At 62.4% G+C, this 25,469-nt stretch carries 39 protein-coding genes and 2 pseudogenes; 33 read left to right on the top strand and 8 right to left on the bottom strand.

The annotated features are described in order from the left end of the window. Positions 1-15 precede the first annotated feature (15 nt). The 31 genes and pseudogenes from WS89_RS00830 to WS89_RS00695 all read left to right on the top strand — a co-directional run bounded on the left by WS89_RS00830 (position 16) and on the right by WS89_RS00695 (position 16,107). Positions 16-225 carry a hypothetical protein gene (locus WS89_RS00830; protein ID WP_059789164.1) on the top strand — a complete coding sequence of 70 codons (210 nt, stop codon included), beginning with the start codon at positions 16-18 and terminating at the stop codon, positions 223-225. A 14-nt stretch (positions 226-239) separates the two neighbouring features. Then, positions 240-1,232 (top strand): ribonucleotide-diphosphate reductase subunit beta, encoded by a 993-nt coding sequence (locus tag WS89_RS00825; protein WP_059789163.1) that lies wholly within the window; start codon positions 240-242, stop codon positions 1,230-1,232. 235 nt (positions 1,233-1,467) lie between these two features. Then, complete coding sequence (locus tag WS89_RS00820) at positions 1,468-1,653, top strand: hypothetical protein (RefSeq protein WP_059789162.1); 186 nt, start codon at positions 1,468-1,470, stop codon at positions 1,651-1,653. A 9-nt stretch (positions 1,654-1,662) separates the two neighbouring features. Beyond that, entirely contained in the window at positions 1,663-2,616 is a 954-nt protein-coding gene (locus WS89_RS00815; protein WP_059789161.1) for an FAD-dependent thymidylate synthase, read from the top strand. Further along, entirely contained in the window at positions 2,613-2,933 is a 321-nt protein-coding gene (locus WS89_RS00810) for a hypothetical protein (protein ID WP_059789160.1), read from the top strand. Before WS89_RS00815 ends, WS89_RS00810 begins: the two co-directional genes overlap by 4 nt. A 42-nt stretch (positions 2,934-2,975) precedes the next feature. Next, positions 2,976-3,614 carry a hypothetical protein gene (locus WS89_RS00805; RefSeq protein WP_059789159.1) on the top strand — a complete coding sequence of 213 codons (639 nt, stop codon included), beginning with the start codon at positions 2,976-2,978 and terminating at the stop codon, positions 3,612-3,614. Continuing rightward, positions 3,611-3,796, top strand: a complete 186-nt coding sequence (locus WS89_RS00800; RefSeq protein ID WP_059789158.1) for a hypothetical protein — start codon at positions 3,611-3,613, stop codon at positions 3,794-3,796. Before WS89_RS00805 ends, WS89_RS00800 begins: the two co-directional genes overlap by 4 nt. Then, on the top strand, positions 3,793-4,419 hold the full coding sequence (locus WS89_RS00795; RefSeq protein WP_059789157.1) for an AAA family ATPase: 627 nt from the start codon (positions 3,793-3,795) through the stop codon (positions 4,417-4,419). The genes WS89_RS00800 and WS89_RS00795 overlap by 4 nt, the downstream gene beginning before the upstream one ends. Before the next feature lie 93 nt (positions 4,420-4,512). Beyond that, the gene (locus WS89_RS00790) at positions 4,513-5,136 is read left to right on the top strand and encodes an Nmad5 family putative nucleotide modification protein (RefSeq protein WP_059789156.1); all 624 of its coding nucleotides are present in this window, start codon (positions 4,513-4,515) and stop codon (positions 5,134-5,136) included. After that, the gene (locus tag WS89_RS00785; RefSeq protein ID WP_059789155.1) at positions 5,133-5,549 is read left to right on the top strand and encodes a hypothetical protein; all 417 of its coding nucleotides are present in this window, start codon (positions 5,133-5,135) and stop codon (positions 5,547-5,549) included. Before WS89_RS00790 ends, WS89_RS00785 begins: the two co-directional genes overlap by 4 nt. After that, complete coding sequence (locus WS89_RS00780; RefSeq protein ID WP_059789154.1) at positions 5,546-5,773, top strand: hypothetical protein; 228 nt, start codon at positions 5,546-5,548, stop codon at positions 5,771-5,773. Before WS89_RS00785 ends, WS89_RS00780 begins: the two co-directional genes overlap by 4 nt. A 63-nt stretch (positions 5,774-5,836) precedes the next feature. Continuing rightward, on the top strand, positions 5,837-6,301 hold the full coding sequence (locus tag WS89_RS00775) for a hypothetical protein (protein WP_059789153.1): 465 nt from the start codon (positions 5,837-5,839) through the stop codon (positions 6,299-6,301). A gap of 75 nt (positions 6,302-6,376) precedes the next feature. Continuing rightward, on the top strand, positions 6,377-6,853 hold the full coding sequence (locus tag WS89_RS00770; protein WP_059789152.1) for a hypothetical protein: 477 nt from the start codon (positions 6,377-6,379) through the stop codon (positions 6,851-6,853). A 58-nt stretch (positions 6,854-6,911) separates the two neighbouring features. After that, positions 6,912-8,054: an RNA ligase (ATP) gene (locus WS89_RS00765; protein ID WP_059789151.1), complete on the top strand. Its 1,143-nt coding sequence runs from the start codon at positions 6,912-6,914 to the stop codon at positions 8,052-8,054. A 145-nt stretch (positions 8,055-8,199) separates the two neighbouring features. Next, the gene (locus tag WS89_RS00760) at positions 8,200-8,601 is read left to right on the top strand and encodes a hypothetical protein (protein ID WP_059789150.1); all 402 of its coding nucleotides are present in this window, start codon (positions 8,200-8,202) and stop codon (positions 8,599-8,601) included. After that, positions 8,588-9,037 (top strand): hypothetical protein, encoded by a 450-nt coding sequence (locus WS89_RS00755; protein ID WP_059789149.1) that lies wholly within the window; start codon positions 8,588-8,590, stop codon positions 9,035-9,037. Before WS89_RS00760 ends, WS89_RS00755 begins: the two co-directional genes overlap by 14 nt. A 1-nt stretch (position 9,038) precedes the next feature. Then, positions 9,039-9,524 (top strand): hypothetical protein, encoded by a 486-nt coding sequence (locus tag WS89_RS00750; RefSeq protein WP_059789148.1) that lies wholly within the window; start codon positions 9,039-9,041, stop codon positions 9,522-9,524. After that, positions 9,481-9,771 (top strand): annotated as a pseudogene (locus WS89_RS00745) (RtcB family protein); the annotation flags it as partial. The gene WS89_RS00750 and the pseudogene WS89_RS00745, both read left to right, overlap by 44 nt. Before the next feature lie 74 nt (positions 9,772-9,845). Further along, a complete protein-coding gene (locus tag WS89_RS00740) occupies positions 9,846-10,406 on the top strand; it encodes a 3'-5' exonuclease (RefSeq protein WP_059789146.1) in 561 nt (186 codons plus the stop codon). A 27-nt stretch (positions 10,407-10,433) separates the two neighbouring features. Then, positions 10,434-10,754: a hypothetical protein gene (locus WS89_RS00735; protein ID WP_059789145.1), complete on the top strand. Its 321-nt coding sequence runs from the start codon at positions 10,434-10,436 to the stop codon at positions 10,752-10,754. Continuing rightward, entirely contained in the window at positions 10,754-10,933 is a 180-nt protein-coding gene (locus tag WS89_RS34120; protein WP_179949827.1) for a hypothetical protein, read from the top strand. Before WS89_RS00735 ends, WS89_RS34120 begins: the two co-directional genes overlap by 1 nt. Next, positions 10,924-11,628, top strand: a complete 705-nt coding sequence (locus tag WS89_RS00730) for a ribonuclease HI (RefSeq protein WP_059789144.1) — start codon at positions 10,924-10,926, stop codon at positions 11,626-11,628. Before WS89_RS34120 ends, WS89_RS00730 begins: the two co-directional genes overlap by 10 nt. Continuing rightward, positions 11,603-11,806 (top strand): hypothetical protein, encoded by a 204-nt coding sequence (locus WS89_RS33505; RefSeq protein WP_179949826.1) that lies wholly within the window; start codon positions 11,603-11,605, stop codon positions 11,804-11,806. The genes WS89_RS00730 and WS89_RS33505 overlap by 26 nt, the downstream gene beginning before the upstream one ends. Positions 11,807-11,844: 38 nt before the next feature. After that, positions 11,845-12,039, top strand: a complete 195-nt coding sequence (locus WS89_RS34385; protein WP_218921282.1) for a hypothetical protein — start codon at positions 11,845-11,847, stop codon at positions 12,037-12,039. Positions 12,040-12,081: 42 nt separating this feature from the next. Beyond that, the gene (locus WS89_RS00725) at positions 12,082-12,495 is read left to right on the top strand and encodes a phage protein NinX family protein (RefSeq protein WP_059789143.1); all 414 of its coding nucleotides are present in this window, start codon (positions 12,082-12,084) and stop codon (positions 12,493-12,495) included. Then, on the top strand, positions 12,495-12,803 hold the full coding sequence (locus WS89_RS00720) for a hypothetical protein (RefSeq protein WP_156440475.1): 309 nt from the start codon (positions 12,495-12,497) through the stop codon (positions 12,801-12,803). The genes WS89_RS00725 and WS89_RS00720 overlap by 1 nt, the downstream gene beginning before the upstream one ends. Beyond that, positions 12,800-12,994: a hypothetical protein gene (locus WS89_RS00715; RefSeq protein WP_059789141.1), complete on the top strand. Its 195-nt coding sequence runs from the start codon at positions 12,800-12,802 to the stop codon at positions 12,992-12,994. The genes WS89_RS00720 and WS89_RS00715 overlap by 4 nt, the downstream gene beginning before the upstream one ends. After that, complete coding sequence (locus WS89_RS00710; protein ID WP_179949825.1) at positions 12,991-13,425, top strand: hypothetical protein; 435 nt, start codon at positions 12,991-12,993, stop codon at positions 13,423-13,425. Before WS89_RS00715 ends, WS89_RS00710 begins: the two co-directional genes overlap by 4 nt. Then, complete coding sequence (locus WS89_RS00705) at positions 13,422-14,141, top strand: hypothetical protein (RefSeq protein ID WP_156440474.1); 720 nt, start codon at positions 13,422-13,424, stop codon at positions 14,139-14,141. Before WS89_RS00710 ends, WS89_RS00705 begins: the two co-directional genes overlap by 4 nt. Beyond that, the gene (locus WS89_RS34455; protein ID WP_059789139.1) at positions 14,138-15,532 is read left to right on the top strand and encodes a hypothetical protein; all 1,395 of its coding nucleotides are present in this window, start codon (positions 14,138-14,140) and stop codon (positions 15,530-15,532) included. Before WS89_RS00705 ends, WS89_RS34455 begins: the two co-directional genes overlap by 4 nt. Positions 15,533-15,753: 221 nt before the next feature. Beyond that, positions 15,754-16,107, top strand: coding sequence for a DUF2493 domain-containing protein (locus WS89_RS00695; RefSeq protein WP_059789138.1), 354 nt, complete (start codon positions 15,754-15,756; stop codon positions 16,105-16,107). A 20-nt stretch (positions 16,108-16,127) separates the two neighbouring features. Here the strand turns inward: WS89_RS00695 and WS89_RS00690 are convergent, their stop codons facing one another. The 5 genes from WS89_RS00690 to WS89_RS00670 all read right to left on the bottom strand — a co-directional run bounded on the left by WS89_RS00690 (position 16,128) and on the right by WS89_RS00670 (position 21,488). Then, positions 16,128-16,367, bottom strand: coding sequence for a hypothetical protein (locus WS89_RS00690; RefSeq protein WP_059789137.1), 240 nt, complete (start codon positions 16,365-16,367; stop codon positions 16,128-16,130). 52 nt (positions 16,368-16,419) lie between these two features. After that, the gene (locus tag WS89_RS00685) at positions 16,420-17,694 is read right to left on the bottom strand and encodes a tyrosine-type recombinase/integrase (protein WP_156440473.1); all 1,275 of its coding nucleotides are present in this window, start codon (positions 17,692-17,694) and stop codon (positions 16,420-16,422) included. A gap of 111 nt (positions 17,695-17,805) precedes the next feature. Further along, positions 17,806-18,489: a Fe2+-dependent dioxygenase gene (locus WS89_RS00680; protein WP_059789135.1), complete on the bottom strand. Its 684-nt coding sequence runs from the start codon at positions 18,487-18,489 to the stop codon at positions 17,806-17,808. Further along, positions 18,486-19,241 (bottom strand): tetratricopeptide repeat protein, encoded by a 756-nt coding sequence (locus WS89_RS00675; RefSeq protein ID WP_059502664.1) that lies wholly within the window; start codon positions 19,239-19,241, stop codon positions 18,486-18,488. The genes WS89_RS00680 and WS89_RS00675 overlap by 4 nt, the downstream gene beginning before the upstream one ends. A 3-nt stretch (positions 19,242-19,244) precedes the next feature. Continuing rightward, the gene (locus tag WS89_RS00670) at positions 19,245-21,488 is read right to left on the bottom strand and encodes a TonB-dependent receptor (RefSeq protein WP_059502666.1); all 2,244 of its coding nucleotides are present in this window, start codon (positions 21,486-21,488) and stop codon (positions 19,245-19,247) included. A 196-nt stretch (positions 21,489-21,684) separates the two neighbouring features. On the opposite strand from WS89_RS00670, the pseudogene WS89_RS34815 reads away from it, so the two are divergent. Then, positions 21,685-21,774 (top strand): annotated as a pseudogene (locus WS89_RS34815) (VapC toxin family PIN domain ribonuclease); the annotation flags it as partial. Between the two features lie 133 nt (positions 21,775-21,907). Here WS89_RS34815 and WS89_RS00665 read toward each other — a convergent pair. Then, the gene (locus WS89_RS00665) at positions 21,908-23,203 is read right to left on the bottom strand and encodes an aspartate carbamoyltransferase (RefSeq protein ID WP_059502668.1); all 1,296 of its coding nucleotides are present in this window, start codon (positions 23,201-23,203) and stop codon (positions 21,908-21,910) included. 227 nt (positions 23,204-23,430) lie between these two features. Between WS89_RS00665 and WS89_RS00660 the strand changes: the two genes are divergently transcribed. Beyond that, complete coding sequence (locus tag WS89_RS00660; RefSeq protein ID WP_034204471.1) at positions 23,431-23,565, top strand: entericidin A/B family lipoprotein; 135 nt, start codon at positions 23,431-23,433, stop codon at positions 23,563-23,565. A gap of 94 nt (positions 23,566-23,659) precedes the next feature. Here WS89_RS00660 and WS89_RS00655 read toward each other — a convergent pair whose 3' ends face one another. Then, on the bottom strand, positions 23,660-24,208 hold the full coding sequence (locus WS89_RS00655) for a hypothetical protein (RefSeq protein ID WP_059502670.1): 549 nt from the start codon (positions 24,206-24,208) through the stop codon (positions 23,660-23,662). Between the two features lie 198 nt (positions 24,209-24,406). After that, positions 24,407-25,339 (bottom strand): DMT family transporter, encoded by a 933-nt coding sequence (locus WS89_RS00650; protein ID WP_059789241.1) that lies wholly within the window; start codon positions 25,337-25,339, stop codon positions 24,407-24,409. Between the last annotated feature and the right edge of the window lie 130 nt (positions 25,340-25,469).

Here is a 25,469-nt window from a genome sequence, read left to right as displayed (position 1 = left end):
CGGCCCTTCCTTTCCATGAGCAACGTCATTCAGTTCCCGCAGCGCAAGAGCGCACCCGAACCCGTCGAAAAGTCCCAAGCGGCGCAGGAGAAGCCAACTCTCGCACAGGTGGGGTTCGCGCACTCTTTGGTAGGACAAGCGCTGCTGTTCTATGCAAATCAAGGGTTTGACCACGGAAGGCGCGCGCAAAAGGCGCTTGCGGCTATGAACGGTGCCCTTTCGTAACCAAGGAAGTCTCCATGAGCAACCACGCACAAATCATCAATGATCGCCGACTTGCGTTCGGCCCGAAGTCCGACCTGATGGCGATCTCGCCCGCGAAGCACAAGTGGGCGCGCGACCTCTGGCGAAAGATGAAAGCCAACAATTGGGATTTGCACGAGACGGATCTCACGGACGATGGCCCGTGCTATCGCAATCGCCTGACCGAGGGCGAGCGGTTCGCCTACGACAGTGCATTGTCGTTCGCGTCGAATCTCGACGGCATTCAACTGCACAACCTCGCGAACATCGAGGCGTGCATCACCAGCCCCGAAGTCGAAATGTGCATCAAGCGCCAGATGTATGAGGAGGCGCTGCACGTCGACGCATACAGCGAAATGGTGGAGACGGTGTCGGCTGACCCGATGTCGGTCTACATGCGTTTCGAGCGTGACGGGATGCTGGCGGCGAAGAACGAGCACATTCTGCGCCAAGCTCGCATCCTCGCCGGCGAGAGGACGCCCGTGCAGTTCGCCCGATCGATCGTCGCCAACGTCGCGCTCGAGGGCATCTACTTCTACAGCGCGTTCCTCGTCTTCTACGCACTCGCCCGCAACGGGAAGATGATCGGCTCGGCCGATAGCGTGAAGCTGATCCATCGCGACGAGCGGACGCACCTGGACCTGTTCGCGAAGATGCACGAAACGATGAAGCAGGAGCGCCCGGAGCTCTACGACGCCGAGTTCTACCGCGATGCCGAACTGCTGCTGCGCGACGCGGTGGAGCTCGAGTCGAAGTGGGGCGCCTACATCACGAGCAAGGGCGTGCTGGGCCTCACCGCGCCGATCGTGACCGGCTTTCTGCAGGACCGTGCGAACGAGTGCGCGAAGCTCATCGGCATGCCGGAACTGTATCCGGGCGTGAAGACGCCGGTGCCGTGGTTCGTGCCGTTCTCTCAGGGTGAGGAGGTCAACTTCTTCGAGGGGAAGGTGGCCGACTACGCCGTGGGGACGCTGACGGATTGGGACTGAGCCCCTCATTTTCTCGGTGAAAGTAAGTAATCGATGACTATAATTGATTGCATAGATCTCGCCCTAGCAGCGGGATTCGTCGCCGATAGTTGGTCCATCGACGCGAATTGAGAATCAAGGTCGGGCGCTATGCCCGACCTAACCTGAAGTCATTGAAACCGTTTCGATATCGAGTAGCGCACCGGCGCCTGTCTCCGGTAGCGGCCTCAATGCCTTCACCACACAGGAGAAACACATGCCGAAGGGGCGCATCACCGTCACGTTCGACTACGACATCGACCCGAAGAACTATCCGAGCTGCACGACCACGCAGGAAATGGTCGCATTCGACGCCCTCAGCTATCACGAGGATCTCGATCATCTGATCGCGGCTTTGTTCGACAGCGAGCCGACCATTACCGGCACGGTCATCGAAGACTAAGGAAAAGCAATGATCGAATTGAACGGAAAGGGCTGTCGCGTGCGCGTGATCGCGGACAGCGTCGCGAACACGATGAACAACGACGCACGCATCACGACGCTGGAGCTGCGCTACTGGCGAGCGATCCACGCCGAATTCATGACGCACCGCGTGTTCAGCCGGAACGCCGGTTCGTCGCGAGCGATCCCCATCGCAAAGATCATCGAGCAAGTGTGCACCGACCCGGCCGGCCCGATTCATTGGGGCGCAAACCAGCGCGGCATGCAGGCGGGCGCCGAGATCGACTCTCCGGTTCTGGTTGGCGTCTACGACGAATTCGACAACCCGTCGGACGAGCCGCTGTTTCGTTTCGGCACGACCGAAGCCTCCCCGCAGGAAGCGTGGCGTCTTGCGGCTCTCGACGCCGCAGCAAATGCGGAAGCCTTCGCGAAGGCGGGATATCACAAGCAGCTGGTGAACCGCCTGCTCGAGCCGTTCCAATATATCAACGTCCTGGTTACCGCGACCGACTGGCACAACTTCTTCGAGCTGCGCGACCACGCGGACGCGCAACCGGAGATTCAAGACCTCGCTCGCACGATGAAGGCGGCGATGGATCAGTCGACTCCCATCGTTCGCAAGGGCAACGCGGGCGACCCCGATGCGTGGCACCTGCCGTATGTGCTCGATTCCGAGCGTGAGCTGATCCGACTCGACGTGCTGAAGAAAATCTCGACCGCGCGCTGCGCCCGCGTTTCCTACGAGCCTTTCGACGGCAACGCGGCACCCGAGAAGGAGCTGGAGCGTTACAACCTGCTCGTCGGCAGCAAGCCACTGCATGCGAGCCCGACCGAGCACCAGGCATCCCCGCTCTTGAAAGGCATGGAGCGTAGTCGAAATTTCCGGGGCTGGAAGCAGTATCGCGAGGACGTGGAGGTCCACGTTGCTCGTGAAGAGATCCAGGCATTGACGCGCACGGTATGAATACCTTCCTGGAGTGGATCAAGGGCTCGCGGTGGCGAATGTCGCTGTCCCACTGCTTCGAGGGACTGCTGATCCAGGCACCGGTCACGCTGTTGACCGGCAACGAATGGTTCGGCGCCTTCGGCGTGGTCATCTGGTATTGGTCGCGCAAAAAACTGGAGGCTGAAACGAGCATCGAAAAGGCTGGGCAGACGCACGTCGATACGTGGGCAGCCGGCTGGTTCCCGTGGCAGTGGGACGCCTACATGGTGCTGGACGTTGTGCTGCCCGCGCTGACTTCCTTCCTGATCGCTTACCTGATCGCGATCTGGGCCTGACTACAAAGAAGTAACACCCTTCACTGACACAAGGAGCATTACATGGACAACTCGACCTACCGCAACCGCGTCCTCGAAACCGAATCGAAGCCGGGCGCGCTCAACTTCGGCCCGGCGACGCTGCTGGTCGCCCTGAACATGGCCGTCGCGGCGACGATGGTGCTGGATCAGGTCAAACGCGCGATCTACTACGGCAAGGAAATGGACCCGAACAAGGCGCTCGATTCGCTCGGCGTCATGCAGAGCGCGGGGGAGTCGCTGAAGTTCACGATCGGCACCGGCCGCTACCGTGACCCGATGGACGTCCATTTCTTCATGGACAAGCTGCCGAAGGAGGTCGTCCAGCAGATCAATCCGCAGAACGTCGACATGCGCCTGCTTCACGCTGCGCTGGGCGGCTTCACCGAGTCGGGCGAGTTCATCGAGGCGCTGCTGCCGACGCTGCTGGGCAAACCGGTCGACCGAGTGAACGTCGCGGAAGAGCTGGGCGACGCAAACTGGTATGGCGAAATCGCGCTCGACGCGCTGGGCCTGACCCGCGAAGAGGTCAACGCAGCTAACATCAAGAAGCTGCAGGACAAGAAGGCGGGCCGCTACAAGGCCGGCACGTTCCTCTCGGACGACGCGGTCAACCGCGACACGGGCGCCGAACGCGCGGTGCTGGAGGAAGCGGTTGCATGAAACGTAAGACCCTGTTCGACATAGCTTTCTATGTCGTCATGGTCTTGGCGCTCCTGGTCGCTCTTGCGGCTGGGAGCGTTTTTGTTGGTGTCGTCGTGAAGTGGTGGAAAACCGGCTTCCCGACTAACGGCACCTACACCGTGACGATCCAGCACTACAGCAACAACAAGGAGGTGGAATGATCAGTTTGCTCGGCGCGCAACGAACCGGAAAGACCACACTGGCGAAAGCATACGCTGACGCAGCCGGTATCAAGTTCGTGCCCACCAGTGCCTCGGCGACGTTCGATCGGCTCGGTTACAGCCCGAAAGCCGACTATCCATTTGAGACGCGACTCATGATCCAGCGGGAGATCCTCCGTGACGTGAATCGCCTCTACGAGCGCAGCGGCGTCAAGTTCATCACAGACCGCTCACCCATCGATCTGCTCGGCTACACGCTCGCCGACGTGCAGCGCAACAACGTTCCCTACGAGCTCGCTGCGGAGGTCGCGCGGTATGCGAACGACTGCTACGAGTGCGCCAATCGACACTTCACTGCGCTGATTCTGGTGCAACCGGGCATCCGTCCGGTGGAAGCCGAAGGGAAGGCACCCGCTAACCCGTCCTATATGGAGCACCTGAATGCGCTGATGCTCGGGCTGCTGACTGACGACCGGCTACAGACCGATCACTTCCTGATCCCGCGCCGCTACACGAGCGTCGAGAAGCGGATCGAAGCGATTACGTATGCGCTAGGGAAGTCGACGGAGCGGCACCTGGCGAAGATGGATTCGATGCTAGACAGCGGGATGATGATTCACTAGAAAGTAAGTAAATAGTGACCCAAATCCGAGAGGTGAGCACTATACTTCACTGCATAGAGGTTCACTTCTCAATCAACCAATTTGGGGATCGCAATGTCGACCAACGTCAAGCTGAGCAACCACGTCCGTGACCAGATCATCGCGAACGCGATGAAGGGCGCTTTCGAGAAAGAAAAGAAGGCTGTGGCGAAGCAACTTCAGGATCTCGCGATGGCGTGCTATCGCTCGCAGGTGAGCGAGGAAGAAGAGACAGCGGCGCGCCGTGCTCCCGTCGAGTTCCTGACGATGTCGAACGCGGTCACGCTGAATTTTCGTGACGAAAACGGCAGCCGCATCGCGTATTACAGCAACGTCGACCTGCCGAAAATCGTTCCTTTCAAGCGCGGTGGCGGAACCTTTTTGAATATCTCGAACAAGTCGCTCGTCGCAAAGAGGGACGCGTATCAGCGGGCACATGATGAGCTCGAAGCCAAGTTCGACGAGCTCCGGACTTCGATCCGCGGGATGGTCTATTCGGCAACCACGGTCAAAAAGCTGCTTGATATCTGGCCGGAGTCGGTGAACTTCCTCCCGCACAATCTGGAGAAGCCTGCACCGGCTCTCCCGGCAGTCATCGCCACCGACCTGAACAACGCGCTGAAGAAAGCGGGAGTGAAGGTCGGTGTCATCAAGCGCGCGGCACAACCGAAGGGCGGCCTCGTCGCCGTTGCGGCATGAGCGCTCCGAGCGAGTTTCCGACGATCCGCGACGAGCTGGAGCGCAAGGTCACTGATGAGGTTGAGCGCCTGGTCCTGGCCGTGCAGCAGGGCAAGCTGAGCGCGTATGGCTACCAGATGGCCCTGGAAGGGCTCTGGGGCGGTGTCGCCGGCATCGTGAGCAAGGAATCGATGGAACTGCTGTCTGCCGCGAAGCAAAGCTACCAAGGCACGCACATGATGGTCCGTGTGTTCCGGCGCGGTGAACGCAACGTCAAGCTGACATGGACGTTCGGGGAGCCCAGCTTCACGATCAGCGGCTTGTCGCCCGACAAGATGATTCGCCACGCTGCGGACGGGATGGCAAGCACGTCGATGCGCGAGTTCTCTGCATTCGCGGCGGGGATGCTGAAACAGGGATGGGAGGCGGTGTGAACGAAACCAAAGCGGGAAAGGTGGTGGTCGACTACCACCCGGCGATCGAGTTTCGCGACGGCGGGCTCAACGAGGTGATTCTGAAGGTCACTGATAGCGGCGAGTTCCAGTGGCACAAGGATGCTGATCGGATGATCGAGGAATCGGACTGCGGATTGATCTCGTCCATGAAGCACATCCTCAAGCGTCTGCGTGCATACGAAAAGGTGTCGCAAACGGGCTGAAGTCCAAAGATTTTCTGTGACTATATCGATAAGTCACAAACGACTTATCTAAAGGAAAAAACAATGCAAGGAAACGAAGTGATCCGCGCCGACGTTCAGGCGCTGCTGAATCGCACCGACGAGATTCGTATCAAGAGCGACGAGGACAAGCTCTACACGATCCTCGGTGAAATCGAGAACCTGTCGGACGCGGAGAAGGCGCCGTTCTTCGCGCAGTCGCGAAAAGGTGGTGGCGTGTTCCTGTTCGAAAGCCGCCACTTCCCCGGCCACATCGTCGAATACATCCCCGGCGTGATGGTGAACGACTCGATCTCCTGCATGTTCGAGCCGCATGCCGTGCTCGCCAGCCCGTCGACGCTGCTGAAGCTGCGCGAGGAACTGGTCGCGGAGATCGAGCGCATCCACCACGCGATTCCCGGCGCGCTTCACAAGGCGGATCCGGCACGTCACCGCCCGGTGATGCTGATCGAAATGTCCACGCTGCAGCTCGCCGACACCCTGCGCGAAACCGCTCGCGTGAAGCTGTAACGAATCCAGCGGGGCGCCGTAGGGCGCTCTGCACACTGTCTGTCACACCAACATCACTACTGAAAGGAACACACCATGACGAACCTCAAGCGCATCGCTGCATACCAGACCACCGATGGCCGCACGTTCGACGACAAGCTCGACGCGAAGAAGCACCAGATCGAGCTGGACCGTCGCGAAAAGGTCGAAAGCCTGGTTAAGGCGAAGTTCGCCGAGCTCGGAACGCCCGCCGATTCGTCCACCTATCTGGACGAAGTCACGGTCGGCGACATCGCATTGTTCATTCTGAATAACGCCGATGCGCTGCGCGAGATCCTGCCGAAGAAGGCAAAGGCAGTGAAGGCACAAGAGCCGGCGCAACCGGTCGCTGAACAGGGCGCGGCAACCAACGCCGCGGTCGAGCCGCCGGCGATCGACACGTGCGAGCAGCGTCCCGCTGCCGACTCGGTCGCGTCGGCAGCAGAGCAGGCGAAGCTGTCGCCGGCGGCGGAGTTCGCATGGCCGGCCGGCCTGTCGGCTGCGCTCAACACGACGCAAGCCGCCGTCAACTAAGCGCACCGCGCACGCCCCTGGCCGGCGACAGGGGCGCCATACCAATCGTGGAGAATTCATGAGCACATTCGAAGTTCCTGTCGTGCGCGTTCGTGTCGAACCGCACCCCAACGCTGATGCCATCGAAATCGCCCGTGTCGGCGATTTTCAATCGATCGTCCGAAAGGGGCAGTTCAAGGATGGCGCGCTCGCTGCATATCTTCCGGAGGCAGCGCTGCTGCCCGAGTGGATTTTGAAGCAACTCGGCATGTGGGACGAGGTGAGCGGAAAGGGGAAGCTGCATGGCTCGTCCGGCAATCGCATCAAGGCGATCAAGCTTCGAGGCGTGCTGTCGCAGGGCATCTGCCTGTCGCTCGGTGGCGAGGAAGGCAATGTGTTGCACTACCCCGAGCGTGAAGACGGCGCAGTTGCCCACCTCTGCTTCGAAGGCGAAGACGTCGCCGAACTCTTGGGCGTGACGAAATACGAACCGGTTGTTCCGGCGCACATGGCAGGGAAAGCGCTCGGTGCGAATCTGGACATTACGCACAAATACGACTTCGACAACCTGAAGAAGACGCCGAACCTGTTCGAAGATGGGGAGCCGGTCGTCATTACCGAGAAGATTCACGGAACGCTGCTCCAGGTGGCGGTCGTGCCGTCGTCGATGTCGGACGAGAAGTTCTACAAAGGACGCGTGGTCATCACCAGCAAGGGCTTGGGCGGCCGTGGTGTCATCCTCGACCACAACGACGAAGCGAACGTTTACGCGCAAGCCGTAAAGAAGCACTCGCTGCTCGACAAGGCCCTTGAAGTTCTCGGTCCCGTTGCTGACGATGGCAATGTTCCGGTTCTCATGTTCGGTGAAGTTTTCGGCACGGGCATTCAGGATCTCGGCTACGGGAGCACGCTCGAGTTCCGGGCCTTCGACATCTGCATGGGTGTGCGCGAGAAGGCAGTGTTTGCGGACGCAGAGAGCTTCGAGAACTTCTGCGAGACGATGGATGTGATGTCGGTTCCTGTGCTCTACATCGGTCCGTATAGCCGCGAAGTTGTGTTGAAGCATACCGACGGCAACACGACGATCGGTGGCGCGCACATTCGCGAAGGTGTTGTGGTCAAAAGTCAGACCGAAGCGCGCCACCGGCGCTATGGCCGCAAGATCGCCAAGAGCGTCAGCGAAGCCTACCTCTTGCGCAAGAACGCGACCGAGTTCGCGTAATCGACATTGCTCGAAGGCCCGGTTGCTGTCGTGTAACCGGGCTTTTTCTTGGCCGCCTGGATCGCTGTTGGATGCGCAACGCATCCGAGTGAGCGCCACGTTGCGGTCGGGAAAATGACGACATCACAACAGAGAAGCAAAGACCATGAAACCGAACTTCGAATTGCTGAAAGACGCCTACGAAATCATCGACGGCATTCCTCCCAGGAACTTCAACTTGGACACCTGGCGGAAGCATGACGACGGGGCGACCTGCGGGACTATTGCGTGCGCGGCCGGCTGGCTGACACTTCACCCGAAGTTTCAGAATCTTGGACTCAAGGTATCGAACGAGAGTAGCCCGGTTTTCAATGACAAGGAGAGCATGAGCGCGCTCGCTGATCTGTTCAGAATCGATTGGGACAACGCATTCCAGTTGTTCCGCGAAAAGCGCGTCTCCGAACTCGGGACACATAAACAGGTCTTCCTCCGGCGCCTGCGTGCATTTCTCAAGGAGCACGGCCAATTGAAGGAGCAACTCGCGGAGGCAAACCATGCAGCGGCCTAACTTCGAATTGCTCCGCGACGCGTTCGCGGTCATCGACGGGATTCCCGACAACGCGATTGACCTCTGGACCTGGCGTCTGAGGGGGCTCGAGGCCGCATGCGGGACGATTGCATGCGCTGCCGGGTGGCTCGCTATGCACCCCTCCATGAACGAGCGTGGTCTGCGCGCCCGCAGCTCGTTTGACGGCACGCCTGAGACTGAATCGACTAGTGGCTTCTCCGCATTACGCGAGTTCTTCGGGCTCAACTTCGATTCCCAAAACATCTTCGAAGCGAAAGGCTTCGGATACAAGGATCGCGAGCTCGGTGGCCGTATTGACGATCTGAGCGAAAAACAGCTTTGGAAGCGCCGCGTGCTCCGTCTGTTCCAGGAATACAACGAGCCGTTCGACCCCAAGGCCGCAGAGGGACTACACCTCGACGCGAGGAGACACTGAAATGCCGCAACTTCACATTCCGCGTCTGGGCGCAGACCTTGTCCTCTCGAGCGACTGGTCGTTCCGTCTGTTTCATGAGCACCGCAACTCCGGCCTGCAATCGGCGATCGGGCTGGCAAACCCATTCAGCGGCATTCAGGACTTCTGGGGCGCGAAGCCGGCGGAACGATTCGCCGCGCTCGAGAAGTCGCAGTGGCGCGAAGCTGACGGGGCGCTGAGCACGGTGAAGGAGCGCTACTTCAATGGCGAGCTCCAGCACCCTCTGACGATCCCGGCAGGCGCACTCCTTACGGTCGATCGCATCTTCATTCGTAGGGGCGCCGCTGATTACGACAGCGTGACGTTCTGGCTGAAGGCGTCGAAGGTTCCGGTCACGATCAACGGTCGACAGGTGAAAAAGAGCGTGCGCTTCTGGGCGAAGCTGGACGACGTCAACACCATCGAGTTCGATGGGCCAGCGCAGCTACATCGTGCGCGGGAAGGGTAACCCGCAGTCCTACTGCTCGTGCTCGCACGGTGCCGGCCGCGTAATGAGCCGCGCCAAAGCGAAACGGATGTTCAATCTGGACGACCTTGCGGCTCAGACTGAGGGCGTGGAGTGCAGGAAGGACGCAGATGTGCTGGACGAGATTCCGGGCGCCTACAAGAACCTGGACGTCGTCATGGGTAACCAGCCAGATCTGGTCGAAGTCGTCCACACGCTGAAAGCGATCATGTGCGTGAAGGGCGCATAGCAGATCGATAGCGCACGGGATCCAAGTCACGTGCACTGTAATAAGTAAATAGTGAACTATATAGGGAGCGCGTAATGCGAATCATCGCCGGGTTCGACCTGGAAACGACGGGGCTCGACTGGAACGACGGGCATCGGATCATCGAAGTCGCTGCAGTCCTCTACGACCTCGACGTAGGCACGCGCCTGGGCCAATACGTGCAGCGGGTCAATCCGCAACGCCCGATCGACGAGAAGGCGCAGGCCGTCCACAAGATCACCTTCGACATGCTCACCGCCGAGCCGACGTGGGAACAGGTCGCGCCGAACGTTTCGGCGATCCTGTCGCGCACCAACTACGTCGTGGCACACAACGGCTTCGGATTCGACTTTCCCTTCGTCACGCATGAACTGCAGCGCGTCGGCGTCGCCGTCCCGGAGATCACCGGGATCGACACGATGCTGGAGGCGCGGTGGGCGACGCCGTTCGGGAAGCTGCCCAACCTCGGCGAGCTCTGCTTCGCCTGCGGTGTCAACTACGACCCGTCGCAGGCTCACGCGGCGCTGTATGACGTCGAGCGAATGATGGAAGCGTATTTCGCGGCGCGAAAGATGGGCAACTTCTTCGGCCCGCGCGACATCCAGACGGCAGCTTAAATTTGCGTTTGTTGGGGTAAGTAAGCAATGACCAAACACACTGAGGGACAACTCGAGCTTGGCAGGTTCGGCGTTGTCAGGGGCGGCCCGGTCCATCACTACACGAACGGTAGCGGACGGTCGCAACTGTTCCTGGCGACCGCCGGCCAGGACATGAGTCACGAGGAGATCTACGCGAACGCCGCCCGTCTCGTGAAGTGCTGGAACCTCCACGACGAGCTCGTAGCGGCCTTGAAAGCGCTGCGCGGCGAGGCCGTCTATTCGGAAGAGTTTGGGAACTCGACCGAGGCTGAGTTTCGCGCCATCTGCGCGCGTGCCGATGCAGTGCTTGAGCAAGCGGAGGCGTAATGACTTGGCTCAAGAACCATTACCGCTGCGTTGATTGCGGGACCGAATGGCACGACGAGTGGGACTGCGCGTGCGAGGACGACTGCCCGAAATGCGGAACAACGATGACGCCGCACGACAGCGAAGAGATCGAGGGTGGCCCCGATCCTCGCGAGGACAAGGACAGCCAATGCTCGTGACGATCATCGCCGACGCGTCATGGGATCCAGAGACGGGCGCCGGCGGCTACGGCTACTGGTCCGTCTCGCAACGCGGGCGACATTCGGCAGGCGGTGCGCTCAAGTCGCTCGCGCGGAACAACAACGTCGCAGAAATGATGGCGGTCGTGAACGGCGTGCACATGGCGTTCGCGCACCAGATCGCGATGCCCGGCGATTCGCTGCTCGCGCAGACGGATTGTCAGGCGGCAATTCTCGCATTCGAGGGCAAGCGTCTCCTGAGCGTCGACGAAAGAATGATCGTCGAAGGGTTGAACCGACTGATCGACGCGAATCGGGCTGACATCCGGTTCAAGCACGTCAAGGGCCACACGCGGGGCGACGTTCCCCGGTTGTGGGTGAACAACCACTGCGACGGGCTGGCGAAGACCGGTATGCGTCAGGCACGCGCCCGTGTGAAAAGCGGTGCGCCCCTTGTGGTGATCGAGACGCCGCAGCCCACGAAAGAGACGCCGGAGCAAGGCGTGGCGAAGCAGCGAAAGCGGGCCGCCGCCAACCTCCGGAACAAGACGAACCTGCGCAAATTTGCGTTCGAAGAAACAGGAAATACGAACGATGTGGACTCCCGCGTTTTACCAATACCGCCTTGGGAAGAACAGCAACTACCTGAACAGTCTGTGGCTGGGGACGGTGTGGGCATTCCTGTCGCTGCCTGAGCTGCTGCTCTTCATGTGGCTGTTACCCATCTGCGATCGGCCGAGCACGTTCTGCGGCCGGACGTGGGTGACGCTGCTTCTGATCCTCAAGCTGCCCATTCTTGGGCTGCTGGGTGGCGTGACCACCGAGGACGTGTCCGTCGAGGAAGTGCTGCGTCGTCTGCAGTCTGTCCAGTGACGGGTTCTTAGACTGAAACCTTAGAAGGGAAGTGACGCATGGCTGCTTTCACATGTGACTGCGGTGAAGAAATGGACGAGGGCGCGGTTTCGTGCAGCGCGATCATCCCGCCGGCGACCGACGAACCGGGTGAAGTGCCTGCCGGGCACTCGCTCGTTATCACCGCGACGTGTCCCAAGTGCGGCGTCCAGCGCGCAGGCGTGTTCTCCGCAAACGAGCTGACTGCCATCTGAAGCAACGGGCCGGTTCGCCGGCCTACAACCACACTGACGACCATGAAACGAGAATTCCAAACTGAAGAACTGACGGGCGCCGAGCTCGACTACTTCGTCGCTGTCGCGGCCGGCATCACGCATGAGAAGCCGCTGGGCGAAATGCGGCCCGGTCGCACGTTGATTCGTGAGGAGGGCCAAGACGCCGAAGGTCCGATCTCTTACTTCCGCGCATTTCAGCCGTCCTCCAACCCGACCGATGGTCACCCGCTGATCCAGGGCGAGCGGATCAATCTGAACGCGCCCGGCCCGATGGGTGTCGACGATCCGAAGAAGCTCTGGTTTGCGTTCATCGACACTGGTTCGTTCGCAGGCTCGAAGGCGTGGTTCGGCGCTACGCCGCTCGAGGCGGCCTGCCGCGCGTATGTCGCTCTGAAGCTGGGCGAGACGGTCGTTTACGAGCCGAAGGAAAAGTGATGAGCGACCACCGTAGACAGCCGGAATTGAAGATGCTGGACAGACTCCAGCTCGGTGATCGGGTCGAGGACTATCAGGAGATCGATGCTGGAAATCACGGCGCGATCGCGGAGGTCGTCGTTCGAATGAAGGATGAGAAAGAAGATTATGCGCCCGGCATCGAGCTCGCCAAGCGTATCGTCGCGCTGCCGAAGCTGATCGGCGCGCTGCAGCGTATCGGTGATGCCTTCGAAGAAGGCAGCGCCAGCATTTACGACGCCATGACCATTGCGCGGGAAGCACTCGCGGCTGCGGGGATCAAGCGATGACACCCGAACACCGTGAACAACTGGAACTGGTCGTCCGCTGCGATCCGTCGTTGCTGATCTATTACATCAAGAAGTCCACCGGATTCGATCCGAAATTGGTCGAGCGTGTGTTCGAGCTCGCGAAGGATCAGGCGCGGACGCTCCTTTCCGCGAGCCAGAGCGAAGTCAACCACAAGGAAAACGCATCATGATGTCCGTAGTTCAACACTGCCTCACGAAGATCGCTGAGGAGGCAAGCGAGGTCGCGAAGATCGCCCTGAAGGCGCAGCAGTTCGGGCTTAGCGAGGTCCAGCCTGGTCGCGAAGAGTCGAACGCGCAGCGCATGTATGCGGAGCTCAACGATCTGCTGGCGATGGTGAACCGGCTTCGAAGTGTATCGGGCGGTGAATTCCATTTCGTTCCCGACGAAGAGGCGATGGACCGGAAGCGCTCGAAGGTTGCCAACTATCTCGACTATTCGCAGCGGCTCGGTCTGGTAGCCGCAGGCGGAGCACCGACACTGAGTGCGGACGTGCGGGTCACGCTCGAAATGTTCATGTCGATCTACCGCTGCAAGGGCTGGGAAGGCGACGTCGCGTATCAGCGTGCACAAGCAATCCTCGACGGGGAGGGCAAGTCGTGAAAGCTGAAGACATCATGGCACGCGTCCACGCGTATGTGAGTCTTGATCGGCAGGTTCACTCACGCGCCGGCGAAGGTGCTCCGATCGCTGCCCGCGGTGAGGCATACAACCTGATGCGCGAGGCGATCGAGGCGACCTGCAAGGAACGCGACCACTGGAAGGCGAACCATGACGCACAGGTGCAGCGCGCACGTGTGCTGGTCGACCGCCCGGACATGCCGCTCGAGCGCGTGCAGGCATACCAGCAGATCGGCGAGCTCCACCGCAAGGTCGAAGTGCAGCGGATGCTGCTCGAGGCGTTCTCCGGGCAACTGAAATGCCCCGATGGCGAAGATCCGATGGCGGACGGCCAGCGCAGCCTGGCGCAGTCGTTCGAGCGGTTGACCGCCGCGTATGTTCGACAGCAACCGCTGCCGGTTCCCGACCAGATGGCGCTCGTATGGCGTGCCGACATTGGCCGGGTGCGAAACGACTTAGTCCACAAGAGCGCTTGCTTCGATGAGCACGTTCCTACACTGCGCGCGATCAGACAGGCGATTGCGGACTACCACTACGCGCTCGACAACCAACAGCATGGCGGCGTCGCAATGGGCAATGCGTTCGACGCGATCTGCAAAGCGATGGGCATGCAGTGGGAGCGGGGCAAAGAAGCCGTGCGTCGTTCCGAAGCTAAGTCGCGAGAATTGAACCAGACGAACAACGGGGGCACCCCATGAGCAAGACCAATGCGAGCAGCGCCGGCGCGCTGACGAAAGAAGTGGTAATGCGGGAGGCGCAGGAGCGCGTCTATCAAGACTCGGACGACGACCGAACCGCTGCGCTTCCGGCCGCACCCATGCGACCCGAATACGACGCCGACGCCGTGCGGTTCGGCACATGCGAGCATTGCGACAAGCGAGCCAATCTGCATCCGCACGACGGTGCGTGGATTTGCGGCGCGTGCGCAGACGCCGACTATCTCTCGGCATGGATCGACTACGCTGAACGGCTTCGCGCCATCCTCGCCGAATCCCCCGCTTCGCAGCCCGCAGCAGCGCCGATCCCTGCCAATGAGACAGGTGCGGAAGGGGCGAAGCCGGTCGCATGGTTCATCGACTGGCCCAACGAGCCAGAACTCGGGCATTACTTCGCAGAAGAACCTTGCGATCCCACGTATGGGCGCAGCCGCGCGCTCGGCTTCATCGAGTCCCGCTCCCCCGCTATGGCGGCAGCAGCGCCGGCCGACGAGCGGGCGGCGTTTGAGGCGTGGGGCAACGAGACGTTCAACTACGGATTTCGTCCCGAAACGTGGTGTGATGGGACCGCGGTAATTGAGCCGCAATACCAGCACGAAGGCACTCAGATGGCATGGGAAGGCTGGCAAGCCCGCGCGGCAGCATCGCCCGCTGCGGAGGCGGTGGCAAGCGAACCGGACTGCTGGGCGATCCTTACGCCAAATGGTTCGAAGCTTGTGTCACCCGACGAGGCGAAGGGGCGAAAGGATGCTTACCCGCTTTATCGTGCTGCGCAACCCGCGCAGGCCGACGCATCGGCCGATGCGACTCCGATCGCCTACGACGGACTGACCGAGGAATTCACGGACGAGGTAGCCCGTCTCGCGAACGATGCGCCCGGCATTCGGGAAGCCGTCGCGGGTGCTCTGGAGAGTTGCGGCGCGATCATCGTGCCGGCCGACGCACCGGCAGAGGCGCGCCCGACCGATGACGAGCTTTGGGACCAGACGCTCCGGGAGCGCGACCAGTATCACGACATGGCGGACAAGCTGGCCCGAGCTATCGCCACCCACCTGCAGATCGACATCGGCGAACATTCGAACCTGAATTGCCCATGGGAAGAAGCGCTTGAGGCAATCGAGAACACTACGCCTGTCCGCGCCGCCGATGCGACGGTGGCGAACCTGACGGACGAGCGGCGCGAACTTGTGTGCGAAGCAGTCGCTGAAGCGCTCGGGGACGCATACGATTGCACGCGCGTTTGGTCGGCGTGGGGCGTGGGAACGATGGGGCCGAACGACTTCCACCACGTGGCCGACGACCCGGAGCGAGTTGGGGAGATCGCGGATGCGGCGATAAATGCCTTGCGTGCGGAGGTGTCGAATGCATCGTAACGCGATCAGGTTCAAGGACACGTGCGCCGCGCCCGGTAGCCAACTGCATGCGGCACTTGAGGGCAAGGACTTCGAGCTTGCGCGGAAGATCTACGACCAGTGTGAGGCGGATAACCGAAAGCTGCTTGAGAAAGTCGGACAGGAGTCGGCGTGAAAGCGGCCAGCACCACTGTTTCGTTGATCGGCGGAGTAGTCGTTCTGCTGATGCTGGCTGGCGTCATATGAAAGTGCTGATCTGCGGCGGACGCGAATTCAGGAACGCGCTGCTGGCATTCATGTGGCTCGACAAGTTGCATGCTGAGGTTGGCGTTACGGTAGCCGTTCATGGGGACGCGCCCGGTGCCGATACTCTTTCGGGAGAATGGGCTAGGTCGCGCGGGATCGCGGTTGACGTATATCCCGCGGACTGGACGCTTCTCGGTAATGCAGCAGGGAGCGCGCGTAACACGAAGATGCTGCGCGAGGCGAAGCCCGACATGGTGTTCGCACTGCCGGGCGGGCGAGGCACGCTCGACATGGTTTCACAAGCAAAGGCGGCCGGCATCCCGGTCCGGTTTGCGACGATGATGCGATAGTGACGGCCGCGGGAGATCGATTACTCTCCGCGAGCCCATCCCTCAACATCGGGATCGAACCGTTCGCCGGCCTCCATCTGCTCGCGAAACCAAGCTTTCTCAGCTTCTTCCTCTTCTTCGATCGTAGGCCGACCCTCGGCCTTGCGCATTGCATTCATACGATCGATGTCTGCTTGAAGATCTGAAGCGAGCGCGGCGACATGAGTGGCCGCCCCATAGCCGATCGCGTCGGCCAATTCCTTATCGAAAAATTTTGTCATGACCGGTTTACGGCGTGTCGCTGGGAATGTTTAGGGGCGGTCAAGATCCAGATTATGCAGCGGCCTTCATTTCCGTTTCCTCAGCGATCTCCGCGGATGCGGCAGCCAACTGCTCAAGATGCGCGTCGAGCTTGATGATCCAGTGTCGCCGCTCCTTATCGTAGGTATGGCGGTTGTAGGCGCCCTCGACGCCACCCAGGACGTGTCCCAGCATCACCTCGCCCACGTCCCGAGGGCAGCCGAGCGACGCCAAGATCGTGCGAACGGTGCGCCGCAAATCATGCGGTGACCAGTGCGTTACGGTCAGTCTAGGGTGAAATCCTCTGCTCTTGCTGTAGGGTTGCCAGTGATAGACGGCGGTTTGAACAATCAACTGGCTGGTTGCCTCGCCTTTCTTGTTGGGGAAGAGGTAGCCGTCCCCGAAGCGCCGCATGCGGGACTGGATGATCTGCTGGGCGCGGCCCACTAGCGGAACTCGCATGTCGGTGGCGCCGTCGACGTTGTGATTCTTTGTCTTCGCTTTGGGAATGGTCCACCACCAACCGTCCGATTCTTCCGAGATCTCTGAGCCCTCCATCGAGCAGATTTCGCCGCCGCGGGTTCCCGTCCAGAGGTAGAGAATCAAGGCGTCGTGGAGCAGGGAAGAGCAACGTGGGAACCACCGGAAGAGCTCGACGAGCTCCGACGAGGAAAGGACGCGCTTTTCTTTCCGGAGAGTGCCCCCTTGTCGCTTGCCTTTGGTCCGCAGCTTGCCCCGCAGGATGTTCTGCCACCAGTTCGGCGTTGTTTCTGGAATGCGGCCGGCATCCATCGCATGGACCCATGCCAAGTTCAGTTCGCACCGCAACTTGCTTGCCATCGCTGGGATGTGCGCAAGGGACTGGAGTAGGTCGAAGCACTCGGCGCGCTTCAGGTTCTTGATCTCGATGTTCTCGATAGGTGCTAGATACTGGTCGAACATATATTCGACGAGGTCGGCGCCCTTAGTCTTCCGTGCCTTGAGGATGTGCTCTTTGTAGTAGTCGTTGCACGCCATCCTAACGGTGTATGGCGGTCTTGATGCTTCCAGCTGTTGTTCGAGCAGGCGTTGCCGTTCCAGCTTCCGGTTTAGGGCGACGTCGAGCCCAGAGCTACGAATTCGACGTTGTTCTTCCCATGCTGCGATAGCCGCGGCAAAGGGCAAGGCCGGCCACTCCCCGAGCTTGATCTGCTTCATCTTGCCGTCGAGAGGAGACTTGTATCGGTAGATCCAAGTCCTTCGTTTGAGGGTCGCAGCGATCCGAAGTCCGACGAAGCCATCGAGCGCTTCGTCAGTTCCCGGAGCCATTTTTCTTATCTCATTCGCGTCAAATTTCAATTTTCCACTCCAAAAAACCTACGCTAAAACCTACGCCGAGGTTTTGGCTTGGAGGGGAATTCAGTTGCTTACCGGCTCGCGCTACGCATCCGCCCACTTCCTCAACAGGTTGTGATAAATCCCGGTCAATGAAATGACCACCGGATCCTTCGCCCCTTTTTCGGCGGAAAGCGCCTGAATCTGCGTATCGAGCTGAAACAGCAGCGTGCGGTCGCCATCGTCGCGCACCATGCTCTGGATCCAGAAGAACGACGCGACGCGTTCACCTCGCGTCACCGGCGTCACGTGATGCAGGCTCGACGCCGGATACAGCACGAGATCGCCCGCCGGCAGCTTCGCGCGATGCACGCCGTACGTGTCTTCCACGCACAGCTCGCCGCCGTCGTACGCTTCGGGCTCCTCGAGAAACAGCGTCGCCGACAGGTCGCTGCGCACGCGGAAATCCGTGCCGCGCAGCAGCCGGATCGCGTTGTCCACGTGCGTGCCGAACGCTTCGCCGCCTTCATAGCGATTGAACAGCGGCGGAAACACCTTGAGCGGCAGCGCCGCCGAAAAGAACAGCGGATGGCGCGCGAGCGCGTCCTGGATCGCGTCGCCCACCGCGCGCGCGGCCGGCGAGCCTTCCGGCAATTGCCGGTTGCGTTTCGCGAGCGCCGACTGCGCGCCGGACGTCGCGTTGCCGTCGACCCATTCGGCGGCATCGAGCAGGTCGCGGCATTGCGCGACTTGCGCTCGAGTCAGTACGCCGGGGATGTGAAGCATCATGGTGCGGATTCCATTGCGTGCGGCGCCAGTTGCACGGCCGCCGCCCGAAAAGCGTCGACCGGCGACGAAACGAGATACGCACGCATCTTCGCGATGAACGCGGGTGTCGCGGTGGCTGGCACGCGCGCGAGCCAGACGAGCGCTTCGTCGACGCGCCCGCGCTCGGCGAGCAGCCGCGCATAGTTGAACTGGCCGCGGAAGTCGCCGGCGACGGCGGCGCGGCGATAGTGGTCGAACGCGGCGTCGGTGTCGACGGGTACGACCCAGCCGTCTTCGTAGAAGCCGCCGATCAGGTTGATCGATTTCGCATGGCCGAGCGCGGCCGCGCGGCGGAACCAGTCGAGTGCGTCGGCGCGGTTCTCGTCGACGCCGTTGCCGAGCGCAAGGGCAGTCGCGTAGTTGTACATGCCCCAGTCGAGGCCCGCGTGCGCGGCGAGCCGGTACCAGTACACGGCGACCGGCGCGCACGCGGCCGTGCCCCAGCCGAACTCGTAGCAGCGCCCGAGCATGTTCATCGCCATCGGGTGGCCGGCTCGCGCCGCGTGCCGGAACCAGCTGAATGCGGCGGCCGGATCGCGTGCGACGCCGTGCCCGTCGAGCAGGTATTGCCCGTAGACGGCCTGCGCGTCGACGATGCCGTGGTCGGCCGCTGCCGCGACCCACGCGGCGGCGCGCTCGGGCGGACCGGCCAGGATGTCGGCGAACGCGCGCGGCGATACCGACGCGAGCGCCTTCAGCGATACGGCTTGCATCGATCAGTAGCGCGCGTTCAGCGTGACGAACGCCGAGCGGCCCGGGGCGATCGACGCATAGTGCGCCGGATACGCCTGATCGAAGTAGGTGCGGTTGAACAGGTTGTTCACGTTCAGTTGCAGGTCGAGCTTCTTGTTGATCCGGTACTGCGCCATCGCGTCGAAGCGCCAGTACGACGGCACGGCGCGCAGGTTCGCGGGATCGCCGAACACTTCCGACATGTAGAACGCGCCGCCGCCGACCGTGAACTTCGGCGTGACGTCGTAGTTCGACCACATCGTGAGGCTGTGCTTCGGCGTGTTCGGGAAGCGGTTGCCGTTGTTCGCGGCGTCCTTGCCGTTGTCGCGCAGCGCGCTCTTCATGTACGTATAGCCGCCGAACACCTGCCACTGCTTCGTGATCTGGCCGGCGAGGCCGAGCTCGAGGCCCTGCACGCGCTTGTTGCCGACCATCGCGTACTGATTGTTCGGCAGCGTCACGCGTGCGTTCGTCGTATCGATCTGGAACAGCGCGGCCGTCAGCGACAGCTTGTCGTTCAGCACGTTCCACTTCGTGCCGAGCTCGATGCTGCGGTTCTTCTCGGGCGCCATCTGGTCGGCGTTCGGCCCGACGCCGCCGCGGCCCGGCGTGAGCGACTGCGTTTCGCTGCCTTCGCCGAGCAGCATGCCGGCGGGCGTCGACGACGTCGCATACGACGCGTAGATACTGCCGTTCCGCGCCGGCTTGAATACGAGGCCGGCCTGCCAGTTGAACAGCGTGTCGTCGCGCGTATAGGTCTTGCCGCCGTTGGCCTTGGTATCGGTGAAGCGGGTCGAGTAGTCGTCGACGCGTACGCCGGCGTTCACCTGCCAGCGCGGCGTGAGCTCGATCGTGTCGAAGCCGTAGATCGACTTCGTCGTCGTGCGCGCATGCGCGTAGTCGTTGTTGCGCGTGATCGAACCGGCCCACGGGTCGTTCGGATTCGGCGACCAGAGGCTCGTGCAGTTGTAGCCCGACGGTGCGCCGATGCCTTTCTGGCAGATCGTGCCCTTGTCGGTCGCGACCGTGTACGAATCGCGCTTGCCCCATTCGCGCGACAGCTCGATACCCGTCGTGAAGCTGTGCTTGAACGGGCCCGTACGGAATTCGCCGAACAGCTCGGTCAGGTTCGCGAGGCTGTTGATCGAGCTGTTGCGGTTGTTGTTGCGGCGCCAGACCTTGCCGTTCACCACGTTGCCCTGGCTGTCGTCCGGCTGCGTCCAGATGTAGTCCTGCGTCGATTCCGTGTAGCGCGTGGTGTTGCGCACCGTGAGGTTCGGCGTGATGTCGTGCTCGATCTTGATCGTGCTGATGTCCGACGTGGTCTTGCGGAAGTCGCGGTCGACCAGGCCGTAGAAGTTGTGGCGATCGACCGGCGCCGGATAGATAGTGCCGACGTTCGCGGGCTTGTTCGACGTCGTGTAGAAGTACGGGATCCCGCCGTCGGGCATGTCGTCCGTCTGCAGGTGGTAGTAGCTCGCGGTCACGCGCGTCGGCGTGCCGAGGCCGAACGCGATCGACGGCGCGACACCCCAGCGCTCGTTGTTGACGGCGTCGCGGCCGGCGACGTCGTTGTTGTGGCTCATCAGATTCAGGCGGAACGCGGCGTGATCGGCGAACTGCCAGTTGCCGTCGGCGGTGAAGCGGCGATAGCGGTCGGTGCCGAGGCCCGCGCTCGCGGCGGCCGTCGTGCCGAGATGCGGGGCCTTCGTGATCAGGTTGATGCTGCCGCCGGCGCCGCCGCGGCCGCCGTATGCGCCATCGGAACCCTTGGTGATCTCGACGCGCTCGGTGTTGAAGATCTCGCGCGTGGTGGCGCCCGTGTCGCGCATGCCGTCGACGAACATGCTGCCCTGCGTGTCGTAGCCACGGATGAACGGACGGTCGCCGAGCGGGTTGCCGCCTTCGCCGGCGCCGAACGTGATGCCCGGCACCGTGCGCAGCGCTTCGGTCAGCGTTGCCGCGCCGCTGCTCTGGATCAGTTCCTGCGGGATCACGGTGACGGATTTCGGCGTGTCGACGAGCGGCGCGGTGAATTTCGCGGAAGCGGAAAAGTCGGCCTTGTAGCTGTGCTCGGTCTTGCCCTGGATCTCGATCGGCGCGAGGTGGCCTTCGGTGCTGGCGGGCGCCGCGGGCGGCGTGCCGTCGGCAAACGCGGGGCTCGCGGCGAGCACGCTGCACAGGGTGGTGAATTTACCGAGCTTCAGCTCGTCGGGACGGGACTTCATGGTGCGCTTCGACCTCGCGGTGTGGCCCCGGCACTGCGGAAATGTGCATGCCGCCGGGAATTATTACGATTTGTTTTCAGGCGGCATTCTATGTAATTTTTGTTTGAATGAGAAGCGTTCTTGTTATCGTTTGTAAGGGAATGGTTGGCGAATGTTGCGGAGGGATGGCGGCGGTTGGCCGGCGGGAAACGATCGATCAGCCCACGCGAACGGCCCGATCGTCGCCACGCGAGACGTCGCGCCGTTCGCCGCGGCGGGGCTTCGAGCGATCGATCCGGGGGTGCGGCAGCGTCCGGTTGCAGCCTCCATAAATCGCGCCGAAATGAAAAACGCGCCGTGCAATGCGGCGCGTGTCGAATCGGGCAAGCGTGCCCGCTGCCCCAGGCAATGGCAGGCGGGCGCGGCACTCCGGTGCGGCGTCAGTCGATTCCGTGAAACACCGCATCCTCCGGCCCGAGGTATGCCGGCGGGCGCCACGTCGCGTCGCGCATCGAATGCTGGACGAGATTCTCGACGCCGAGCAATACCGCGAAGATCGCCATTCGCACCGGAATGCCGTTGTCGGTCTGCCGGAAGATCGCGAGACGCGGGTCGCGGTTCAGGTCGACCGACAGGTCGTTCGCGCCCGGCCGGCTGTCGCGCGGCAGCGGGTGCATGATCAGCGTGTCGGGCTTGCACACCGAGTCGACGAGCGCCTGGTTGATCTGGAAATCCGGCGTGTAGCCTTCGAACGACTCGTCGGTGAAGCGCTCCTTCTGGATCCGCGTCGCATAGACGACATCCGCGCCGCGCAGGCCGGCCGCGAGGTCGGTCGTCTGCTCGACCACATGGCCATTCGTCGAAATCTGGTCGACGATGTACGCCGGCATTTCGAGCGTCGGCGGCGACACGAGCGTGAACTTCAACCCGCGGTACAGCGCGAGCAACTTGACGAGCGAGTGCACGGTGCGGCCGTACTTCAGGTCGCCGACCAGCGCGATGTGCGCGCCGTCGACGATCTTGCCGAGCCGCGAAAACTCGCGCTGGATCGTATAGAGGTCGAGCAGCGCCTGGCTCGGGTGCTCGCCGGGGCCGTCGCCGCCGTTGATCACCGGCAGGTTGGTCGCACGCGCGAATTCGGCCACCGAGCCTTTTTCCGGATGGCGGATCACGAGCGCGTCGACGTAGCCGGCCATCACGCGGCTCGTGTCGTAGATCGATTCGCCCTTGGCCATCGACGAGAACGTGAAGCCCGTCGTATCGCACACCGAGCCGCCGAGCCGGCAGAAGGCCGCGCCGAACGACACGCGCGTGCGCGTGCTGGCTTCGAAGAACAGGTTGCCGAGCACGGCGCCTTCGAGCACCCGCGAAATCTTGTGGCGTCGCGCGATGGGCTGCATGACATCGGCCACGCGGAACAGCGCCTCGACCGAATCCCGCGAGAACTGGTCGACCGAGATCAATTGCGGCTTGCCTTCGAACAGGAATTGCTTCGCGAGCCCTTGCTTGTCTACGCTTTGCGTATAGTTCTCGCCGTCGGGCGCCGAGCGTTCGACGATTTCCGACACGAAACGCTCGACGATCTCCGGCATGCCGCGCGATTCCTGCGAATCGTCCGGAAGCAGCCAGGTATCCAGTGCGCGCCGGCTGACGCCGATGCGATTCGCGAATGCCTCGCGGGTCATGTTGAGGCGGCGCATCGCGTCGCGGAGGAAGGCTTGCTGGGGAACGGTCATCGGCGGCTCCTGGCGGAAAATATACGCGATGCGTATATTAGTTGGTGCCACGATGAAGTCAAGAAAAATCTGCGAGCGCGCGTGGTGTGGCGCGCAGGACACTCGGCGAGGCCGCACCGGCGCGCGTCTCCGTATAATCAGGTCAGGCCCCGTGTCCGGCAGCGTGCCGGGCGCCACGCCACAAACGATTCGCCCGGTCGGGCTTGTTGATTCGAAGGAGAATGAGAATGACGCGTACGATTGCTGCAATGCTGCTGGTGGTGACCGCCGCGCTCGCCGGTTGCAACACGGTCGCAGGCATGGGCCAGGACATTTCGAAGGGTGGCCAGGCGATCAGCGATTCGGCTGAAAAGGCGAAGTAAGCCGATCGGTTCCGGAATGCAGAAGGCGCCGGGTCTTTCCGCGATGGCGGGAAGGCCCGGCGCCTTTTTTGCGCCCGACGCGACGTCGGTGGCGTCAGGCGCGTTCCACGAACGCGTAGCGGCCTTCGACCTTGCGCGGCGTGAACCAGCCGTAGTCGGGGAACAGCCGGTTGCGGACGAACCACACGTAACCGACGAGCACGACCGTGATCGCGAGGCTCGGCAGCGCGGACGCCGGATCGCGCCCGAGATCGGCAACGGTCTTCGGCATCTGCAGCAGCGACAGCAGGATGAACGCGTGATACGCGCCGACACGATGGGTCGCAAATCCCCAGATGAACAGCAACGACAGCGGCACGGTCAACGCAAGGAAGACGGTGACGAGCACGCCGCCGGCGCCGGACGCGAAGAAGTAGTACGCAAGCATCAGGCTGATGACCAACTGGGCGACGCCGAGGCCGATCAGGATCCGGATGTGCACCTTGTTCTTGCGGCAGCGTTCGGGATCCGGGCGCGACGCGATCAGGTGCGCGAGCACGCGATCCTTGAGCCCCTGTCCGGACAGTTCGGCCAGCGCGTCGGCCTTCCTCGTTCCCGCGGATAGCAGCACCGCGATTCTTGTTTTGGCTTCCTTCCTGTTCATTGCGTGGGGATTGTCGTTCGAGGGTTGTCAAAGGGTCGGGCCACGCGAATATTGCATCTTGCGCAGTCGCGCGCAACGGTTTTGCGGTGCGCGGACACATTCCTACAGCGCCGGTTACGTCGCGGGAAGGCGGGAATCGGCGGGCGATGCGGCGGAGGAGGCCGCCGCCGTTTCCGCGGGACGCGCGATGAACGCGAGTCAGTCGGTGGCGGTCTGCGCTGCGAGCGTCCCGCGTGATTCGACGGGCGGCCTGCGCCGTCGCGTCGCGCCGACGAGCATGCCGGCGACGACGAGCGCGATGCCGGCGACACGCGTGCCGGTCAGCGTTTCGCCGAACAGCGCGACCGCGAACAGCACGGCCGAAACCGGCGCGACCGCCGTGAACAGGGCCGCCTCGGTGCCGCTCGTGCGCGCCGAGCCCGCATACCAGCACAGGTAGCCGAGCACGGTCGGAATCAACGCGTAGTACGCGATCGCCGACACGGCGCCGACGGTCCAACCGCTCGCCAGCGCATGCCATTCGAACGCGGCCGGCACGAGTGCGAGCACGAAGCCGAGGCCCGACATCGCGGTGGAAAGCGCGAGCGGCGGCAACGGCGCGGCAAGCCGCCGGTTGAGCAGGATGAAGACTGCTTCGCATGCGACGGCCGCCAGCACCAGCGCATCGCCGGCAAGCGTCTGGAGCGACGGCATCGCGTGGCCCGGCGCGAACGTGACGAACAGCACGCCGGCCGTGGCGAGCGCGGCGGCCAGCCAGTCGCGCGGCGTCTGCCGCTCGCGCAGCACGACGGCCGCGATCAGCGTCGACATGGCCGGCAGCGTGCCGAGCATCACGCCCGCATCGAGCGGCGACGACAGCTTCGTGCCGCTGATCAGCAGCACCGTATAGCCGACGCCGCCCGCCGCGGCCTGGATCACGAGCAGCACGGCGTCGCGTGCGCAAATGCGCGGCCAGTGCAAGCGCTGCGCGTGCATCAGCGCGAACAGCAGCGGGGTCGCGATCAGGAAGCGCAGCGCGGTGGCCGCGAACGGCGGCAGGCCGCCGGCCGCGAGACGGCTCGCGACGACGGTGCTGCCGACGCCGGCCATCGCGGCGGCGAGATAGAGATAGCCGATCAGTCGTGTCTTCATGTGCCGCATCGTCGCGCCCCGCGCAGGGTGCGTCTTGAACGAAATTGCAGCACGGAGAGGTGTCGATGCGGTGTGCCGTCGATGTGGACGGGCGCAATGGGGCGCGGCTGCCGTCGACGCGGCAATCGCC

The organism is Burkholderia sp. MSMB1072 (assembly GCF_001524725.1).
Classification (GTDB): Bacteria; Pseudomonadota; Gammaproteobacteria; order Burkholderiales; family Burkholderiaceae; genus Burkholderia.
The sequence above is the reverse complement of the archived record's forward strand: the minus strand, read 5'-3'. Positions and strand labels throughout refer to the sequence as shown.